Origin of the sequence: Phyllobacterium sp. SL163, assembly GCF_049896885.1 — a bacterium.
Lineage (GTDB): Bacteria > Pseudomonadota > Alphaproteobacteria > Rhizobiales > Rhizobiaceae > Phyllobacterium > Phyllobacterium calauticae.
This window is the reverse complement of record NZ_JAFCVE010000004.1, coordinates 301938-319487: the sequence shown is the minus strand read 5'-3', so window position 1 is coordinate 319487 and position 17550 is coordinate 301938. Positions and strand designations below refer to the sequence as shown.

Here is a 17550-nt window from a genome sequence, read left to right as displayed (position 1 = left end):
AAGCCGACCAGTCGCGAGAATGAAAGCAGAAAGTGCCTTGATTGTGCCGACATGAACGGGCAAATCGACGAAGCAAACTGTTCATAAATGGATCTGAACCCGTGATCTCATCTTTCCTTCGGCAGATTCTTCTGACGATTGCCGCCGTTCTGTTTCTGGCGGCCCCGGTGCAACTGGCTTTGGCGCAGACCCCGGCGCCAGAACCGGCCGCCACATCGCCCGCACCAGCCCCTGCACCGGAGCCTGCGCCCGCTGCAGCGGAGCCGGCGCCCGTGGCGCCAGCGCCAGCGCCTGCCGTCAAATCGAACATCGTCGCCGAACAGCGCCCGGCCATCGATGCGCTGAAGAAGCAGATCTCGACCTATGAACAGAAATTCAAGCAGAAGGCCGATGCCGACGCGGCGCTTGCCAATCTGCGCCTCGATCTGGAAGCGAGCGCCAAGAAACTGCTGGATATCGGCGTTTCGTTCCGGCCGCGCATCACCGAGATCAATGCCCGCCTGGAACAGCTGGGCGCACCGCCAGCCCAGGGGCAGCCGGCCGAAGCGAAGATCGTCACGGATGAACGCACCCGCCTGACGACGGAAAAGGCGGAGATCAACGCGGTTCTCGGCGAAACCGAAGACCAACTGCTCGAAGTCAACAAGATGATCGATGCGATCGGCGATGCCCGGCGCGAGCTTTTTGCCAATACGTTGTCGCAGCGCGTCGACATCAACTATTCCCTCGGCAGCGAAGTCATCGACGCCTATGGCCGGGAAATGGGCACGATGAACCAGCTCATTTCGTCCTGGTGGCGCTTCGTCATCACCTTCAAATGGCAGTCCCTGCTGGCCGCCGCCTTCTTTGCCGCGATAACCGCCCTGGTGCTTCTCATCGGCGGCCAGCGGTTGCTGGGGCATCTCTATCTGCGCGATCCGGCGGTTGAAGAACCCTCCTATCTGAGCCGTCTGGCTGTTGCCTTCTGGTCGACCCTGATGCGGTCGGTGACCGTCGGCGTATTCCTGGCCACGACCTACTTTTTCCTCGGCTATTTCAATGTGCTGCGGCCGGATATCGCGTCGCTGATCTACACGCTGTTTTCGGTGATCGGCATCGTCTATTTCGTGCATGCGCTGGCCCAGGCCGTCATTTGCCCGGGCGCGCCCAACTGGCGTCTGGTGCGCGTTGCACCGCGTCCGGGCCGCATTCTCATGGTTCTGGTCACGGCCACGGCGACGATCACGGGGCTCGATTATCTCGCCAATACGGTCAACCAGATTGCATCCTCACCCCTGTCGCTGACGGTGGCCAAGAGCCTGTTTGCAACGGTTCTGGTCGGGCTGCTGATCCTCGCCATGGCATTTCTCAAACCGCTCGAGAATGAGGAAACCGGCGAAGCCCGGCGCTGGCCAAGGCCGCTGCGGCTATTCCTTTATGCCATCGGCCTCATTCCGATCATCGCCGCGCTGCTGGGCTATATCGGTTTTGCCCGTTTCGTCTCGCAGCAGATCGTCATCAATGGCGCTGTGCTCGTGACGATGTATCTGGGCTTCCTCACGGCGCGCGCGGTGGCCGACGAGAATGCGCTGGGCGGCACGGTGCTCGGCAGCACGGTGCAGAAGCGCTTCGGCATCGATGACTCGACACTCGATCAGCTTGGCCTGATCGCCAGCATCATCATCAATATTTTCGTGCTTCTCCTCGGCATTCCGGTGATCCTGCTGCTCTGGGGCTTCCAGTGGAGCGAGATGACGGTCTGGTTCCTCACCATAGCCACCGGTTTCCAGATCGGTTCGGTGACGATCTCGCTGGTGGCCATTGCCGTCGGCATCCTGCTCTTCGCGCTGTTCTATTTCTTCACACGCTGGTTCCAGGGCTGGCTGGATGTGCGGGTGATGGCGCGCGGCAAGCTGGATTCGGGCGTGCGCAACTCGATCCGCACGGCGGTCGGCTATCTCGGCCTCGGCATGGCCGGGCTCATCGGCATCTCGGCGGCGGGCATCAATCTCTCCAGCCTCGCGCTGGTGGCCGGCGGTCTGTCGCTCGGTATCGGTTTCGGCATGCAGGCGATCGTCTCCAACTTCGTCTCCGGCCTGATCCTGCTCGCCGAGCGTCCCTTCAAGGTCGGCGACTGGATCGAAACCAGCGGCGTCGGCGGCATTGTCAAGAAGATCAGCGTGCGCGCGACCGAGGTGGAAACCTTCCAGCGCCAGTCGATCATCATTCCCAACTCGTCCTTCATCAACGGCAATGTCGGCAACTGGACCCACCGCAACAAGCTGGGGCGCGTCGAAATTCCGATTGGCGTTTCCTACAAGGTCGATCCGCGCCGCGTGCATGCCATCCTGATGGACATTGCCCGCAGCCATCCGCTTGTCCTGAAAAATCCGGAGCCTTTCGTGCAGTTCAAGGCGCTGGGCGATTCCAGAATGGATTTCGAGATGCGGGTGCATCTGGCTGACCTGTCGAATTCCGGCACAGTGCAGAATGAAATCCGCTTTGCGCTGGTCGACCGGTTTGCCGAGGAGGGGATCGAAATTCCGTTCCCGCAGCGCGACGTCAATATCCACCTCGATGACGCGGATGCGATCGTGCAGATGATCACCGAGCGGGTGAAGGCGGAGCTGAAAGCACCGGTGAAGAAGACGACCAAGTCCTGAGAAACGGTGTGCGGGGCTAGTGCCCCACTTTCGTCTAAATCACGGAAAAATAACGGGGCGTTCAGTTGCCGTTCAGTTTCACCCCGTTATAACTGGTGTCGAAAAGGGCCAGTTGAGCCCGAGGCAACAGGGGCGGTGGAAGCACCGGGGTGATATGAACAAGTTTGCAGTTGTCATTCTTACGAGCACTATTCTGGCCGGACCTGCATTTGCCGCCAGCCTGAAGAACAGCGATGCCAGCGCACAGACCATCGTCGTGACCGAAGGGTCGAGCAAAACCCAGCTGCAGGTCGCGGCCGGAGACACGGTTGAATTTTGCAGCGGCGGCTGTTTCGTCACCTTTCCCAATGGTGACCGCGAAGCCCTGACCGGTGCGGAAACCATCGAAATCAAGGGCGGCAAGGTTTCGATCAAGTAACCCGGCCACCGCCGATTGCCGAGCTAAAGGCCCGGACTGTGCAAAACAGTTCGGGCCTGTTCGTTTTCAGGGTGTCGCTCCCATGCGCGATGCGGCAGATCATTCCCTTGCCTTGATCGGAAATTCGCACAAACCGCAGCCAGTTTGCCGCGCGTCGCGGCATGTTTTGGCCATGTCGCAAACAGGCCTTAGCAATGGACAGTGCGAACGGCATAGTGCAGAAAATGGCGCGTGCCGCCTGACCACCGATTGATATCAGAGGATAGAATGAAATGAAGACCCAAGCGCGTGTAGTTGTGATCGGCGGTGGTGTGGTGGGTGTGTCGACACTCTATCATCTGGCCAAGAAGGGCTGGAGCGATGTCGTGCTCATCGAGCGCAAGGAACTGACCTCCGGCTCGACATGGCATGCGGCCGGACTGCTGCCGCTGTTCAACATGAGCTATTCCGTCGGCCAGATCCACAAATACTCCGTGAAATTCTATCAGGAGCTGCAAGAGGAAACCGGCATGAATGTCGGTTTCACCAATTGCAGCAACATCCGTCTCGCCCGCACCAAGGACCGCTGGGACGAATATATGTATTATGCCGGTGTTGCCGAGACGATCGGCGTGCCGGTCAAGCTTTTGACGCCGGAACAGGTCAAGGAAATCTGGCCGCTGGCGGAAATGGACGGCGTTCTCGGCGCCATCCAGCATCCGGAAGACGGCTATATCCAGCCGGCCGACCTGACGCAGGCGCTTGCCAAGGGCGCGCGCGATCGCGGTGCAACCATCTATCGCTACACCACGGTTCTCGGCATCGAGCAGCTGCCCTCGGGCGAGTGGCTCGTCAAGACCGACAAGGGTGATATCACTGCCGAACACGTCGTCTCGGCGACCGGCAATTTTGCCCGCAAGACCGGCAAGATGGTCGGACTTGACGTGCCGGTCATTCCGGTTGAACACCAGTACATCGTCACCGAGCCGCATCCGGCCATTCTCGAGCGCAAGGCCAAGGGCCTGCCGGAGATGGGCGTGCTGCGCGAGAGCGATTCGTCCTGGTACATGCGTGAGGAAAACGGCGGCCTTTTGCTCGGACCATATGAAAAGGGTGCGCCTGTCTGCTATGTCGACGGCCCGTCCGATGCCAGCGAGTACGAGCTGTTCCAGGAGGATCTCGACCGGCTCGAACCCTATATCGAAACCGCCATTGCCCGCGTTCCCGCTTTTGGCGAAGTCGGCATCAAGAAGGTCTACAACGGCGCCATCGCCTATACGCCGGATGGTTCGCCCATCATCGGTCCAGCCCCGCGTCTGAAGAATTTCTGGCTCAATGAAGGCCATTCCTTCGGCGTCACTGCCGCTGGCGGCGCCGGCTGGCAGCTGGCCGAATGGATTGTCGAGGGCGAGCCCTCCATCGACATGATGGGCGTCGATCCGCGCCGCTTCGGCCCCTATGCGACGGAAGGCTACCTCAAGGAAAAGAACGAGGAAGCCTATGCCGAGGTGTTCTCGGTGCACTACCCGGATGAAGAGCGCGGCGCGGCCCGTCCGCTCAAGCGTTCGCCCTCCTATGACCGCCAGAAGGCGCTCGGCGCCGTGTTCGGCACCGTCTATGGCTGGGAGCGCGCCAACTGGTTTGCACCGCAGGGCTATGGCCTCGAGGTTGCAAAACTCGACAAGCCGGATGTGCTGCTCAACCACAACCATCCGAAGCCGGACAAGGACGGCAAGGTGAAGGAACTCTGGTCCTTCCATCGTTCGAACTACTTTGAACATGTCGGCAACGAGATCAAGAACGTCACCAGCAATGTCGGCCTGCTCGACATGTCGGCCTTTGCCAAGATGGAAGTAACAGGCCCCGGTGCGCGCGAATGGCTCGATTCCATTCTGGCCAACCGCATTCCCAAGAAGCAGGGACGCATTGCGCTGTGCCACCTCCTGACCAAGCAGGGCGGGGTGCGCTCCGAATTCACGGTCTATGAATGGGCGCCCGGCAAGTTCTATCTGGTATCCGCCGGTGCTTACGAGAACCATGATCATGATTATCTGGTCAAACTCCTGCCGACGGACGGCTCGGTAACCCTCCGCCCGATCACGCAGATGTATGGCGTGCTGGTGCTTGCGGGGCCCAAGAGCCGTGAGGTTCTGCAGAAGATCACCCGTGCGGACCTGTCCAACGAAGCCTTCCCCTGGCTGTCGGGCAAGGAAATCAGCGTCGGCACGGCCACGGCCCATGCCCTGCGCGTCAACTTTGTCGGTGAGCTCGGCTGGGAACTGCATCACCCCATTGAACAGCAGAACACCATTTATGACCTGCTGCTCGAAGCCGGTGCGGAATTCGGCATCAAGCCGTTCGGCATCCGTGCGATGACGGCGATGGCGGTGGAAAAGTCCTATCGCCTGATCCCGCGCGAACTCTCGATCGAATACAATGCCTTCGAAAGCGGCCTTGACCGTTTCGTTCATCCCAACAAGGGTGATTTCATCGGCCGCGATGCCGTTGTGAAGGCCCGCGAGGATGGCCTGAAGTGGAATTTCGTCACGCTCGAAGTGCATGTCCCCGGTGTATCGGATGTCGATGCCCGCGGCAGCGAGCCGATCTACGCCAATGGCCAGCTCATCGGCCGTGCGACGCATGGCGGTTATGGCTGGCGCCTCGGCAAGAGCCTGGCGCTCGCCATGGTCAAGCCGGATTATTCGGCACTCGGCACGCAGCTCGAGATCAAGATTCTCGGCAAGACGCACAAGGCGACGGTCATTCCGGAAGCGCCGTTCGATACGGAGAACGAGCGCCTCAGGGCTTAAGCCGGTTCCGCTTGTATGGAGAAATGAAAATGGCGCCTGAACGGGCGCCATTTCTTTTGGGTTGTGCGTGGTTCGACAAGCTCACCATGAGGGAGGTGGTTTGGCGCAAGATCAATCACAAACCTTGCAGAATAGTGCTCACTGCAATCCTCCATTTTCCTCATGGTGAGCTTGTCGAACCACGCACCGCAGAGTTGCAGTCAATCCCGACTGGCTTAAGCGGCCATCAGCTGCTTGCGGTCGGCCCGTTCCTGCTGCGGTGAGCGGCCATAGAGCTCGCGATAGCATTTGGAGAAATGCGAGGCCGACACGAACCCGCAGGCGACCGCGACTTCCACGATGGGCATGGACGACTGGATCAGCAGGTGGCGGGCACGGTCGAGCCGGATCTCCAGATAGTAGCGCGCCGGGGACCGGCCCATTTCCTGGCGGAACAGGCGCTCGATCTGGCGGCGCGACAGGCCGACATGGTCGGCAATCTCGATCAGCGACAGTGGTTCGGAAAGCCGTGCCTCCATCAGTTCGATGATGGTCAGAACCTTGGAATTCTGCACGCCGAGGCGGGCGCGCAAGGGTAGGCGCTGGCGGTCATGCGGGCTGCGGACCCGGTCGGTCAGCGCCTGCTCGCAGACGCGGTTGACGATGTTGTCGCCGAAATCGTCGCCGATCAGCTTCAGCATCATGTCGAGGGCTGCGGTGCCTCCGGCGCAGGTATAGATGTTGCCGTCCACCTCGAACAGGTCGGCATAGACATCGGCCTTCGGAAACGATTCGGCAAAACCGGGCAGGTTTTCCCAGTGGATCGCGCAGCGCTTGCCCGAGAGCAGTCCGGCGGCGGCGAGGATATGCGCGCCGGTGCACAGGCCGCCGACGGCCACGCCGCGGTTGAACTCTTCGCGCAGCCAGGCATAGACCGACTTGTTCTGGAATTTTTCCACATGCACGCCGGAGCAGACGAACACCATGGACGGGCGGTCTTCGCCGGTCAGGAAGCGGCGCTCATCCTCAAGCGAGGAATTGGCGGCGCATTCGACGCCGTTGGATGCGGTGACGGGCTTGCCGTCCACCGACGCCAGGCGCCAGCGATAGGCCTCGTAGCCGAGCATGCGATTGGCAATGCGGAGCGGTTCGATGGCCGTCGCAAAGGCGATCATCGAAAAGTTCGGCACGAGGAAAAAAACAAAAGACCGCTTGTTGAGGCCCGTCTGGTTCATGATGTCTCTAGGTTCCCGTTTTTTACTACGAGGCCATGTCGCACCTGAAGTAGAGTCTTCAAATTACAGGCGTGGTCTCTTAAGCTTTTTTTCTGATAGAACCATAGAATTATTCTAAAGGGAAGGGTGCCTGCCTGTGTCGCAAAAGCGCAGGTAGAGCGCATGGGAAAGGGAGCAGACGTGGCCCGGTCTGCTCCCTTACACTTGTATTTTCATGATTTATTGGTGCGTACGGTTGATGTCATTGCCCGCCGCGATCTGACGTTCATACAGATCCGGCCAGCCGATATCGAAACGGATATTTTCCGGCAGGCTGTCCAGCGCGGCTTCCGTCGCCCGCAGACGCCGCTGCCGGACAATGGTGTTGCGCGAGGCTTCCGCGATCGATGCCACGGTTCCGGCCGTGCGGCTTACGGCGGCGAACAGACGTGCGCTCAGGCTGGCCCGATGTTCGATGTAATGGTCATTGCAGGCACTCATTTTGTTGCTCCTTTTGCTTCAGGCGGCCATTTTCTGCGGCCTGCCCGTTCTGTGATCTTGACTATCTGCCCAAGTTGATGTTCAATCAAACGAAATTAGAGAGCACTATAATTCAGAAAAATTGATCAAGGAGACGCCGCAATGTCCGCACCGATGCAGCACCCCATTCCCATCCTCGATCTCGACGTCTTGCGTACCTTTGCCATGATTGCCGAAACCGGCAGCTTTTCCAGCGCCGCCAATGCGGTGTTCCGCACGCCCTCGGCAGTGTCCATGCAGATCAAGAAACTGGAGGAGACGCTGGGGCATGTGCTGCTCGAGCGTGACGCGCGGTCGGTCAAGCTGACGCCGAGCGGCGAGCTTCTGCTGGGTTATGCCCGGCGCATGCTGGCGCTCAACCGCGAAACCGTTGCCAAGTTCATCACTCCGACGGTTTCCGGCGTGGTACGGCTGGGCGCACCCGATGATGTCGGCGAAAAGGTGCTGCCCTTCGTGCTCAAGCGCTTTGCCGAATCGCACCCGGATGTGACGGTGGATGTGGTCATCGACCAGAGCAACAGCCTGCGCAAGCGGCTCGACGAACAAAGGCTCGACGTGACGCTGGTCAATGTCAATGAAACGCTGGCAAAGCTCGACGAGATCGAAGTTCTGATGACCGAGGATATCATCTGGGCCGGAGCGAAATGCGGCACGGCGCATGAGCGCAATCCGCTGCCGCTGTCCATGTGGGAAGAGGGCTGCATCTGGCGCGCCAATGCCATCAGCGCGCTGGAAAGCGCCGGAAGGGACTATCGCGTCGCCTATATGAGCGCCCATACGATGGGGCAGCGCGCCGCCATCGTGGCTGATCTGGCCGTGGCACCGTTTTCAAAATTCCTGCTTGAGGACAACATGGTCGAACTCGGCGCAGAACACGGCCTGCCGCCGCTCGGCGAATCGAAACTCGGTATGCTGGTGGCCAAGAATGCGGGCGCGCATGTCAAAGCCGTCGCCCAGCATCTCCGGGTGTATTTTGAAGGCTATGAGCGGACGGGCAAGCTTTAAGGCTTGATTTGCATGAGTGTGGTGCGTGGTTCGACAGGCTCACCATGAGAGAATCCAGTGCTCTGCAAAATGCAACCTCCCTCATGGTGAGCCTGTCGAACCACGCACGTTGCTAATGCAACACCTCACCGCGCGAGGCAAAACGCCTTCAGCGCCTTGACCAGTTCAACACTGGTGCGTTTCTGCGTGGCGGTTTCGAATCCGAGCCGCTGCGCGGCGGCACTGATGGGTTTCGCCGGAACCGCGCAGGAGGAATGGATTTCCCGGAATGGGATGCGCTGCAGGAGTGTGTCCGCATTGCCGATGTTCACGCCGGAGCCGGGCATGATCCTGATCCGCCCGGCGGCGAAAGCGAAGGTCGTTTCCAGATCGCCGATCCCCTGCGCCGAGGTCGGCATCCGGCCGGATGTGAGAATACGCTCGAAACCCAGTCCGACAGCGGTTTCAACGGCTTCGCCGAGGTCGGGCACGAGATCGAAGGCCCGGTGCAGCGTCACGCCCAGCCCGTCGCAATTGCGCATGAGGCGTTCCAGCGTGGCATGGTCGAGGCTGCCATTGGCGTGGTTCGCGCCGAGAACGACGCCGGCAAGGCCCGCACTGCGGATCATGTCGATTTCCCGCAGCATGGCATCGATATCGGCTTCACCGAAAACGAAATTGCCGGGGCGCGGGCGGATCATCGCATAGATCGGAATGGGTGAGGCAATCGCCTGGCCGATCAGGCCCGGTGTCGGCGTCAATCCGCCAAGTTCCAGCGCCGAGCACAGTTCCACCCGGTCGGCGCCGCCTGTTATCGCAGCGGCAAGGCCGTTGGAATCATCGACGCAGACTTCCAGGAGAATGCCGCTCATTTTGTTTCGCCCATCAATCCGAGAACGCCGGCACCGATCAGGCCGGGTTCGATTTTCAATTCGCCGGGGATGACCAGCGGTTTGCCGGTCTTCCACAGGATGCGGTCACGCACTGCCCGGTCCAGCCGCTCGATCAGCGGAACGGCATTGGCGAGACCGCCGCCGACGGGCACAACCGATGCGCCGACGACATTGAGCGTCATGGCCAGCGGCCCGCTGACGATGTCGATGTAGCAGTCGATGGTGCGCTCGGCCGCCGCGTCGCCCTTGTTCCAGGCGGCGATGATTTCGGTGCTTGGCAGGTCGACGCCATGGATATGGGCGTGCAGCCGCTCCATGCCGCGCGCCGCACCCACCGCGTCGACACAGCCCACCTGGCCGCAGCCGCAGGCATAGCGCGGAATGGCGATGGGCGGATTGCCGGCCCAGGTCGCGGAAATCGGCCCATGGCCCCATTCCCCGGCAAAACCGCCGGCACCTTCATGAATCTTGCCGTTGATGACCAGCCCGCCGCCGACGCCGGTGCCGAGAATGATGCCGAACACCACGCGGTGGCCGCGTCCGGCGCCCACAACGGCTTCCGACAGGGCAAAGCAGTCGGCATCATTGGCGACAAGCACCGGACGGCCGAGTTTCTCGCTGAGGTCCTTTACCAGCGGACGGTTATGGATGCAGGGAATATTGGCGCAGGTGATCCTGCCGCTGTCGGCGTCGACAACCCCGGCGATGGAAATCGAGATCAGCGATGTCGGATCGGCGCCGCCATCCGCCGCTATTTTTTCGATGGCACCGGCAAAGGCGTCGAAATCATGCAGGGGCGTCGGCACTTTCGGCAGCGGCCGTATGTCTTCGGGCGCATAGGCCATTGCACCCTTGATGGCCGAGCCACCGATGTCAAAGCAGGCAATCATGGGAAAACAGGTCCGGAATCAATCATGGTGGATGTTGATAGCGGAATTTCCCCGCGCGGCAAACTCAAGTGAATGGATTTATTCTATTCCCGTGACCGGCGGGCGGCCCTGTCCTCGCGTGAGCGGCGGCGCGGCGTGGCATCGCCCGCCTGGCCATCATCACCGACATTCTTGCGCGGCGGCAGGGTGACGGCCAGCGACAGCTTGGGGAAGGGGTCGACCTTGTTGGGCATCGCCATGGCATAGACGAAGTGCTCCTGGAATTTTGGCTCCAGCGCCGTCTCGATCTTTTCGATGCGGGTGACGGTGTCTTCGATCTCGCGGCGGTAATCGCGGTTGAGCAGCGCCATGCGCGCGCCTGTGCCCGCCGCATTGCCGACGGCCTTCACCTTGTCGAGGTCGCAATCGGGGATGAGCCCGAGCACCATGGCGTATTTCGGGTCGATGAAGGAGCCGAAGGCTCCGGCAAAGCGGATCTGGTCGACATGGTCGATGGCCTGCTTGTCCATCAGCAGCTTGACGCCGGCATAGAGCGCAGCCTTGGCCAGCTGGATCGCCCGCACGTCATTCTGCGTGATGATGATGGTCGGCGACCCCTCGTGCAGCAGATAGGAGAAGGTGCGGCCCGTTGGGCGGATGCGCGGTGATTTGGCGGCAAGGCTGCCATCCACCACACCGTCTTCGGAAATGATGCCGGAAAGGTACATTTCCGCGACGACTTCGATGATGGCCGAGCCGCAAATGCCGGTGATGCCGCTGGCCTGCACCGCTTCGGCAAAGCCTGCCTCATCGGACCATTGTTCCGTGCCGATGACGCGGAAGCGCGGCTCCAGCGTCAGGGGATCGATGCGCACGCGTTCGATGGCACCGGGCGCGGCGCGCTGGCCGCCGGATATTTCGGCGCCTTCGAAGGCGGGGCCGGTCGGGGAGGAGGCGGCAACGGTGCGCTGGCGGTTGCCGAGCACGATTTCCGCATTGGTGCCGACATCGACGAGCAGCATCATCTCGTCCTGCCGGTGCGGGCCTTCCGCGAGCGTCGCCGCAGCGGCGTCGGCGCCGACATGGCCGGCGATGCAGGGCAGCATATAGACCCGCGAGCCGGGATTCATGGCAAGGCCGATTTCACTGGCTTTCAGATGCACCGCACCGGACACGGCAAGCGCAAAGGGCGCGCCGCCGAGTTCGGTGGGGTCGATGCCGAGGAAGAGGTGGTGCATGATCGGATTGCCGACAAAGACCGCATCGAGAATGTCTTCGCGGGCGACATTGCCCTCGGCGCAGACCCTGCCGATCAGTTCATTGATGGCTTCGCGCACCGCATTGGTCATGCCTTCGCGGCCGTCCGGGTTCATCATGACGTAGGAGACGCGGCTCATCAGGTCTTCGCCGAAGCGGATCTGCGGGTTGGACGTTCCGGCCGAGGCAATGGTGCGCACCGACAACAGGGACGACAGGTGCATGGCAATGGTGGTGGAGCCGATATCGCAGGCGATGCCATAGGCTTCGTTCTTCAGGCCCGGCCACAGGCCGATCATCACCGGCCGCGATGTTTCCTCGTCGTGGTGGATGGCGGCGGTCACCGACCATTCGCCCTTGCGCAGGATTTTCTGGATCTGCGGCAGGAGATAGGCGTCCACGTCGAGATTGCGGATGCCCCATTCCTTTTCCAGCGCTGCCTTCAGGCGGTCGAGATCGCCGAGCGGCTTGTGCATGTCGGGCTCTTCCACCTCGACATAGCACATGTGCACGGCGGGATTGCGCTCGATGATGCGCGTATCGGCATCCTTGCGCACGACCTGCGCATTGACCTGCACGTCCTGCGGCACGTCGACAACGAGATCGCCGAGAATGGTCGCCGAGCAGGAAAGACGGCGACCGTCCTTCAGGTCGCGCTTTTCGGCATAGCGCTTTTCCTTGGGGCCGAATTCGGAGATGTGGTCGTTGGAGGAGGTGATGCCATGCTTGGCGAAGCGGCCTTCCTGCACGTCGATCTGGCAGCGCCCGCAGATGCCGCGCCCGCCGCAGACACTTTCCACATAGACACCCAGGGTCCGCGCTGCTTCCAGCACAGTCGTGCCGACCGGAAAATGCCCGCGCTTGCCCGATGGCATGAACAGGACAAGTGCGTCCTTTGCCGATGCTTCACTGTCTTTCACGGGTGCGTCCACGATCAATGCTCCAAGTCCCGCATGCCATTCGCCTGCAATGCCATTATGCGTGGTTCGTGGTTCGACAAGCTCACCATGAGGGAGGTGGTTTGGTTGCAATGCCAATCGCGAACGGCGCGGAATAAGGCTCCCTGCAATCCACTCCCTCCCTCATGGTGAGCTTGTCGAACCACGAACCACGCACAATGGCTGATGCCGCCAATAGCGTGGCATTCCAAACCAATCAACCCGTCGCGCCGCGCCGCGCTTCACGGCCACCGCGCCGCCGTGCGCCGCCATTGGCGTCGGCTGGCACCGAAACAGCAGGCGCTGCCCCGGCCGCCGCCGGCTGGTGGTCACGATACTTCTTGATCCAGTAAGTGCAGTTGGCGTCGGTGCCGTTGAGGACGTTGGCGGCGTGCACCGCTTCCATTTCCTGCGGACGGCAGGGATTCATGATCGCCGATGTCATGCCGGCGCCGATCACCATGGGAATGAACCCGGCATTGATGCCGTGGCGATGCGGCAGGCCGAAGGAGATATTGGACAGGCCGCAGGTGGTGTTGACCTTCAGTTCCTCGCGCAGGCGGCGCAGCAGTGCGAAAACCTGACGGCCCGCATCGCCGAGTGCGCCGATCGGCATGACCAGCGGATCGACAACGATGTCATGCGCCGGAATGCCGAAATCGGCGGCGCGCTGCACGATCTTCTTGGCAACGGCGAAACGCACGTCCGGGTCCATGGAAATGCCGGTCTCGTCGTTCGAGATGGCGACGACGGGAACGTTGTATTTCTTGATCAGCGGCAGGATGGCTTCAAGCTTTTCCTCTTCGCCGGTGACGGAATTGACCAGCGGACGGCCCTTGGCAACCTTCAGTGCCGCTTCGATGGCAGCGGTCACCGAACTGTCGATGGACAGGGGAACGTCGACGAGGTTCTGCACGATTTCCAGGGTCTTGACGAGAAGGCCCGGTTCCGTCGCATTGGGATCGACGGCGGTAACACCCGCATTGACGTCGAGCATGGTCGCGCCGGCAGCAACCTGCTCCAGCGCGTCCTTGATGACCGTGTCGAAATTGCCTTCGATCATCTCGGCCGCGAGTTTCTTGCGGCCGGTCGGATTGATGCGCTCGCCGATCACGCAGAAGGGCTGGTCAAATCCGATGATGATTTCTCTGGTCGCCGAAGCAACGATCGTGCGGGTCATTCAGGAAATCCTTAGTTGGATGCTGCGGATGCGTATTGTGCCGATGCGACGGTCCAGGAGCCGCGATCGACCAGCCATTCGGAGGACTTCTTCAGGCCGCCGAACGGGAAAATGTGGATCTGCTTGATGGCCGAGGCCGGGCTGTTGATGACGTGCTGCTCAATCGGGCCGACCACGCCTTCCGGCGAATGGCTGGTGGCAAGCGCTGTCAGCGACAGGGCGTTCTTCTTCAGGAAGCTGATCGAGTTGCCGACGCCGCACATGGCAGCATATTTGATCAGCGTGGTGATCTTGGCCGGACCGGCAACGCCGAGATGCACCGGCAGATCAACGCCATGTTCGCGCAGGGATTCGGCATAGCGGATGAAACGCTCGGCGTCGAAACCGAATTGGGTGACCACGCGCAGGCGGGCGCCGGTGCGCTCGCCGAAATTCTTCTTCAGGCGCAGGGCTTCAAGGGCCACGGCCTCGGAAAACTCCGGGCTGCCTTCGGGATGGCCGGCAACGCCCATCTCGGTGATGCCGTATTTGTCGAAAAAGCCGGTTTCCAGCACTTCCATAGTGGAGGAGAACTCGCCGGCCTGCCGTTCGAGGCCGCCGCCGATGACCAGCACGTCGGTCACGCCTGCTTCTTCAGCGGCGCGGCGGATGCGGGTTTCCAGGGCTGCCCTTGTTCCAAGGCGGCGGGAGGCGAAATGCGGTACGGGCTTGTAGCCGAGATCATGAATGCGCTTGGCGGCAGCGGTGAGCGTGTCCACGCCATCGGTGCCCATGTCGGTGATGTAAACACGTGTCCCTTCCGGGAACAGACCCGGCAGGTCCTGTGAGTCAATCGCCTGGCGCGCGGCCACTTCGATGGATGCTGCGATCTTTGTCATTGGCTTTGCTTTCAATTCATGAATTGTCATGTCCGCCTGCCTTTACCAGCGCTACAAGGCGCTCCCGATGATATTCGCTGTCGATACGGGCGAGGGCTGCATCAGCCTCCGCGTCCAGATCGTCACTCACCGGCACCGGTGTTCCCCGGCGCCATTCTGCCAGATAGGCGTCCGAATCCCTGGCGCCTATGCGCATCGCACACATGTCGATGGCCTCAGTAAATCGAAGAGGAAGTTCACGTTTTGCGGCCTGGCGTCCCTTTTTGACGGTCACCTGAGCAGGAATGTCCCGCCAATAAACGACAATGAGATCGGCCATGCACTTTATCCTCCAACGAGGACCGTTTTGCCGGAAAATCAGGGGTTAAGCTTGCTATCTCACGACGTGCGCGCCCTCAAATGCGACGTGCACCATTGTTGCTTTTGCGACAGGGATTTTAGCGGGATATCTGTATTCAACCCCGGCCCCCATGAATGGCCGGGGTGACATTGCAATGACGCGTCGCCTTCAGCGCTTGAATTCCATGACGTTGAGCAGGGATTCGTAATAGGGTGCCGGGAATTCGATGCGGAAGGCGTTCTTGCCGGTGCGGTAGGCATAGCCGGCTTCGTCGGTTTTCGGACCTGCGCCGTATTTCACCGGTTTCTGATCCGCGACATAGCCGGTGCCGAGATAGGTCAGGCGCGTGTCGCTTTCGGTGTAGAACCGGCCCTTGGTGCGCTGCGAGCCCGTCACCTTTTCCAGCGCCCAGCCTGAGCCGTCGTCGGTGACCTTGCACTTGAACCAGCCATAGACGACGAGCGTCGGGGCCGTGCCGCCAAGCTTGATCGTCCGGCACTGCCAGTTTCCGGTCATGTCGAAATCCTGGCTGAACGGCAGGCCGGGCCGCTTCAAGAGGTCATCGACCAGGCGCACATCCGCCGCAGTCCCGCTCGCCCTGGCTTGCGTCAGGGCCTTGGCCTTTGTCTGCTCGTACTGTTCGAGACGCTTGCTGTCAGACGCGGTGATGATCCTGGTGATTGCGCCATCCGCATGGGCGGCGGTCAGCATGCTCAGGCCGATCATGACGGCAAAAAGGCTTCGAGACACCATGGAACTGTCCTTTGAATTCGATTCCGTTGGAGGCAACATGCCGATTTGGGGACTGAAAGGAAAGCGTCAAGGCGCGGCGGGTGCCGCCGCCCGTGTCAGGGCGGGGACCAGATCGCCATAGGCGGTAAAGCGCCGCTCATAGGCAAGGCCGAGAAATTCCGCCGCCCGTTCCGCATTGGCATTGAGTTTGGGGTCGTCGGTCTGGGCGAGGTAGATCATCTTGGTGTAATTGCCGAAATACATGTCGCGCAGTTCCGGATGCCGGTCGAGGCCAAGCGGCTTGACCATGAAGGCCTGGAAATGCCGGGCAAGGAAGTCGGTCATGAAAAACGACGTCATGTCGTCCTCCCATCGGGAGGCAAAGGCGTCGTTGCCGACATAGAACGAGAAGCAATGCGGCCCCTCGATTCGCTCCACGCCATGCTTCGTGCAGACCTGATCGAGCAGGCCGCCGGTGCCGCAATCAGCATAGCCGACGAAGATACGCTTGATGCCTTCAGCCTTGGCCCGTACAATGGCCCGGTCAACCGATGGGGCGATTTTCTGGGGGTAATGGTGATAAACGGCGGGCAGGCATTTCAGTTCGATATGATCGAGGCCGAATTGCTCCCGGATGGCCAGTATTTCGCGGGCAATCATGCCGCAGGCGATCACCCGGACCTTTTCCGGCGTATTATTCGAGTTCCGGCTTATATTCATGGAACTGATTTCGCTCCATCGCGTTATGCGAACGTTGATTAAATTCTATCAGAACGGGAGACCCTGTCCATGAAACTATCACGCGTTGTACCAATTGCCGCTGTTCTTGCTGTCGTCGCTCTTGCCGGCTGCGCCAACACCATCCGCGGCATGGGTGCAGATACAGCCAATACCGTGAATGCGACCCAGTCCGCTGGTCACAGGGTTGTAAAAGCTGCCAACTGATCCCCAGGTCTGAGAAGGCCGATTTCAGCAAACCCATATTATGTTTGAAAAACGGCCGCATTTGGATGCGGCCGTTTTGTTCCGGTTCAGGCGCCGGACATCTGGTTGTGCTTGCGCTTCATGTAGTCCTTGGCGGTTTCCACCGCCACGGCCGCATCGCGGCAATAGGCGTCGGCACCGACAGCCTTGCCGAATTCCTCGTTGAGCGGAGCACCGCCGACCAGTACGACGTAATCGTCGCGAATGCCCTTTTCCTTCATCGTGTCGATGACGACCTTCATGTAGGGCATCGTCGTTGTCAGCAGGGCGGACATGCCGAGAATGTCGGGCTTGTGCTCTTCGATGGCGGCCAGATAGTTCTCGACCGGGTTGTTGATGCCAAGGTCAATGACGTCGAAGCCCGCGCCTTCCATCATCATGCCGACGAGATTCTTGCCGATGTCGTGGATGTCGCCTTTGACGGTGCCGATGACGAGCTTGCCCTGTTTCGGCGCGCCGGTGGCAGCAAGGAGAGGGCGCAGGATGAACATGCCGGCTTTCATCGCGTTGGCCGACAGCAGGACTTCCGGCACGAAGAGGATGCCGTCGCGGAAATCCTCGCCGACGATGCGCATGCCTTCGACGAGCGCTTCGGTCAAAACCCTGTAGGGGACCCAGCCGCGCTCGAGCAGGATATTGGTGCCTTCCTCGATTTCTTCCTTCAATCCGTCGTACAGATCGTCGTGCATTTGTTCGACGAGTTCGTCGTCCGAAAGCTCCGAAAGAATGATTTCATCGTCGGCCATGGGTGTTCTTCCTCTCAAGCGTTATGCACAGCTTTGTACCGGTACTGGCATTCCCTTAACATATCGGGCAAGTTGCTGAAAACGCATTGCTTAAATGCGACCTCGTAAATGACGAAAACGACTGTCTGTTTGTCTTCCATGCGCCATTGTTTGACGCACACGGGAAC

16 protein-coding genes are annotated in these 17550 nt (G+C 60.6%); 5 read left to right on the top strand and 11 right to left on the bottom strand.

The annotated features are described in order from the left end of the window. Positions 1 to 101 precede the first annotated feature (101 nt). From ACP7B1_RS11310 to ACP7B1_RS11300, 3 genes are all read left to right on the top strand, one after another. Entirely contained in the window at positions 102 to 2642 is a 2541-nt protein-coding gene (locus ACP7B1_RS11310) for a mechanosensitive ion channel family protein (RefSeq protein ID WP_346307787.1), read from the top strand. Positions 2643 to 2796: 154 nt separating this feature from the next. Beyond that, positions 2797 to 3060: a hypothetical protein gene (locus tag ACP7B1_RS11305; RefSeq protein ID WP_223612814.1), complete on the top strand. Its 264-nt coding sequence runs from the start codon at positions 2797 to 2799 to the stop codon at positions 3058 to 3060. Between the two features lie 272 nt (positions 3061 to 3332). Beyond that, positions 3333 to 5849: an FAD-dependent oxidoreductase gene (locus ACP7B1_RS11300; RefSeq protein ID WP_346307788.1), complete on the top strand. Its 2517-nt coding sequence runs from the start codon at positions 3333 to 3335 to the stop codon at positions 5847 to 5849. A 215-nt stretch (positions 5850 to 6064) separates the two neighbouring features. Here ACP7B1_RS11300 and ACP7B1_RS11295 read toward each other — a convergent pair whose 3' ends face one another. Continuing rightward, the gene (locus tag ACP7B1_RS11295) at positions 6065 to 7063 is read right to left on the bottom strand and encodes a GlxA family transcriptional regulator (protein ID WP_182549277.1); all 999 of its coding nucleotides are present in this window, start codon (positions 7061 to 7063) and stop codon (positions 6065 to 6067) included. A 219-nt stretch (positions 7064 to 7282) separates the two neighbouring features. After that, on the bottom strand, positions 7283 to 7543 hold the full coding sequence (locus ACP7B1_RS11290) for a hypothetical protein (RefSeq protein WP_346307789.1): 261 nt from the start codon (positions 7541 to 7543) through the stop codon (positions 7283 to 7285). A 141-nt stretch (positions 7544 to 7684) separates the two neighbouring features. Here ACP7B1_RS11290 and ACP7B1_RS11285 point away from each other — a divergent pair, with 141 nt between their 5' ends. Continuing rightward, on the top strand, positions 7685 to 8587 hold the full coding sequence (locus tag ACP7B1_RS11285; protein WP_105732281.1) for a LysR family transcriptional regulator: 903 nt from the start codon (positions 7685 to 7687) through the stop codon (positions 8585 to 8587). Positions 8588 to 8712: 125 nt separating this feature from the next. Here ACP7B1_RS11285 and ACP7B1_RS11280 read toward each other — a convergent pair whose 3' ends face one another. From ACP7B1_RS11280 to ACP7B1_RS11245, 8 genes are all read right to left on the bottom strand, one after another. After that, positions 8713 to 9438, bottom strand: coding sequence for a copper homeostasis protein CutC (locus ACP7B1_RS11280; RefSeq protein ID WP_346306707.1), 726 nt, complete (start codon positions 9436 to 9438; stop codon positions 8713 to 8715). Beyond that, positions 9435 to 10349 carry an ROK family protein gene (locus tag ACP7B1_RS11275; protein WP_346306708.1) on the bottom strand — a complete coding sequence of 305 codons (915 nt, stop codon included), beginning with the start codon at positions 10347 to 10349 and terminating at the stop codon, positions 9435 to 9437. Before ACP7B1_RS11275 ends, ACP7B1_RS11280 begins: the two co-directional genes overlap by 4 nt. 83 nt (positions 10350 to 10432) lie before the next feature. Beyond that, positions 10433 to 12460, bottom strand: a complete 2028-nt coding sequence (locus tag ACP7B1_RS11270) for an ASKHA domain-containing protein (RefSeq protein WP_346306718.1) — start codon at positions 12458 to 12460, stop codon at positions 10433 to 10435. A gap of 280 nt (positions 12461 to 12740) precedes the next feature. Beyond that, positions 12741 to 13703 carry a methyltetrahydrofolate cobalamin methyltransferase gene (locus tag ACP7B1_RS11265; protein ID WP_346306709.1) on the bottom strand — a complete coding sequence of 321 codons (963 nt, stop codon included), beginning with the start codon at positions 13701 to 13703 and terminating at the stop codon, positions 12741 to 12743. An 11-nt stretch (positions 13704 to 13714) separates the two neighbouring features. After that, positions 13715 to 14581, bottom strand: coding sequence for a methylenetetrahydrofolate reductase (locus ACP7B1_RS11260; protein ID WP_346306710.1), 867 nt, complete (start codon positions 14579 to 14581; stop codon positions 13715 to 13717). Between the two features lie 16 nt (positions 14582 to 14597). Next, positions 14598 to 14900, bottom strand: a complete 303-nt coding sequence (locus tag ACP7B1_RS11255) for a virulence factor (RefSeq protein ID WP_091877734.1) — start codon at positions 14898 to 14900, stop codon at positions 14598 to 14600. Between the two features lie 189 nt (positions 14901 to 15089). Beyond that, positions 15090 to 15674: a DUF4893 domain-containing protein gene (locus tag ACP7B1_RS11250; protein ID WP_346306711.1), complete on the bottom strand. Its 585-nt coding sequence runs from the start codon at positions 15672 to 15674 to the stop codon at positions 15090 to 15092. Positions 15675 to 15740: 66 nt separating this feature from the next. Next, the gene (locus ACP7B1_RS11245; protein ID WP_346306712.1) at positions 15741 to 16373 is read right to left on the bottom strand and encodes a DUF1638 domain-containing protein; all 633 of its coding nucleotides are present in this window, start codon (positions 16371 to 16373) and stop codon (positions 15741 to 15743) included. 69 nt (positions 16374 to 16442) lie between these two features. Here ACP7B1_RS11245 and ACP7B1_RS11240 point away from each other — a divergent pair, with 69 nt between their 5' ends. Continuing rightward, on the top strand, positions 16443 to 16598 hold the full coding sequence (locus ACP7B1_RS11240; RefSeq protein WP_223612824.1) for an entericidin: 156 nt from the start codon (positions 16443 to 16445) through the stop codon (positions 16596 to 16598). 86 nt (positions 16599 to 16684) lie between these two features. Here ACP7B1_RS11240 and ACP7B1_RS11235 read toward each other — a convergent pair whose 3' ends face one another. Further along, on the bottom strand, positions 16685 to 17383 hold the full coding sequence (locus ACP7B1_RS11235) for a corrinoid protein (RefSeq protein ID WP_091877729.1): 699 nt from the start codon (positions 17381 to 17383) through the stop codon (positions 16685 to 16687). Between the last annotated feature and the right edge of the window lie 167 nt (positions 17384 to 17550).

Excerpts from the sequence above, each read along its gene's own strand:
- ACP7B1_RS11305 (WP_223612814.1), top strand. The coding sequence starts at position 2,797 with ATGAACAAGTTTGCAGTTGTCATTCTTACGAGCACTATTCTGGCCGGA.
- ACP7B1_RS11300 (WP_346307788.1), top strand. The coding sequence starts at position 3,333 with ATGAAGACCCAAGCGCGTGTAGTTGTGATCGGCGGTGGTGTGGTGGGT.
- ACP7B1_RS11295 (WP_182549277.1), bottom strand. The coding sequence starts at position 7,063 with ATGAACCAGACGGGCCTCAACAAGCGGTCTTTTGTTTTTTTCCTCGTG.
- ACP7B1_RS11290 (WP_346307789.1), bottom strand. The coding sequence starts at position 7,543 with ATGAGTGCCTGCAATGACCATTACATCGAACATCGGGCCAGCCTGAGC.
- ACP7B1_RS11285 (WP_105732281.1), top strand. The coding sequence starts at position 7,685 with ATGTCCGCACCGATGCAGCACCCCATTCCCATCCTCGATCTCGACGTC.
- ACP7B1_RS11280 (WP_346306707.1), bottom strand. The coding sequence starts at position 9,438 with ATGAGCGGCATTCTCCTGGAAGTCTGCGTCGATGATTCCAACGGCCTT.
- ACP7B1_RS11275 (WP_346306708.1), bottom strand. The coding sequence starts at position 10,349 with ATGATTGCCTGCTTTGACATCGGTGGCTCGGCCATCAAGGGTGCAATG.
- ACP7B1_RS11270 (WP_346306718.1), bottom strand. The coding sequence starts at position 12,460 with ATGCCATCGGGCAAGCGCGGGCATTTTCCGGTCGGCACGACTGTGCTG.
- ACP7B1_RS11265 (WP_346306709.1), bottom strand. The coding sequence starts at position 13,703 with ATGACCCGCACGATCGTTGCTTCGGCGACCAGAGAAATCATCATCGGA.
- ACP7B1_RS11260 (WP_346306710.1), bottom strand. The coding sequence starts at position 14,581 with ATGACAAAGATCGCAGCATCCATCGAAGTGGCCGCGCGCCAGGCGATT.
- ACP7B1_RS11255 (WP_091877734.1), bottom strand. The coding sequence starts at position 14,900 with ATGGCCGATCTCATTGTCGTTTATTGGCGGGACATTCCTGCTCAGGTG.
- ACP7B1_RS11250 (WP_346306711.1), bottom strand. The coding sequence starts at position 15,674 with ATGGTGTCTCGAAGCCTTTTTGCCGTCATGATCGGCCTGAGCATGCTG.
- ACP7B1_RS11245 (WP_346306712.1), bottom strand. The coding sequence starts at position 16,373 with ATGAATATAAGCCGGAACTCGAATAATACGCCGGAAAAGGTCCGGGTG.
- ACP7B1_RS11240 (WP_223612824.1), top strand. The coding sequence starts at position 16,443 with ATGAAACTATCACGCGTTGTACCAATTGCCGCTGTTCTTGCTGTCGTC.
- ACP7B1_RS11235 (WP_091877729.1), bottom strand. The coding sequence starts at position 17,383 with ATGGCCGACGATGAAATCATTCTTTCGGAGCTTTCGGACGACGAACTC.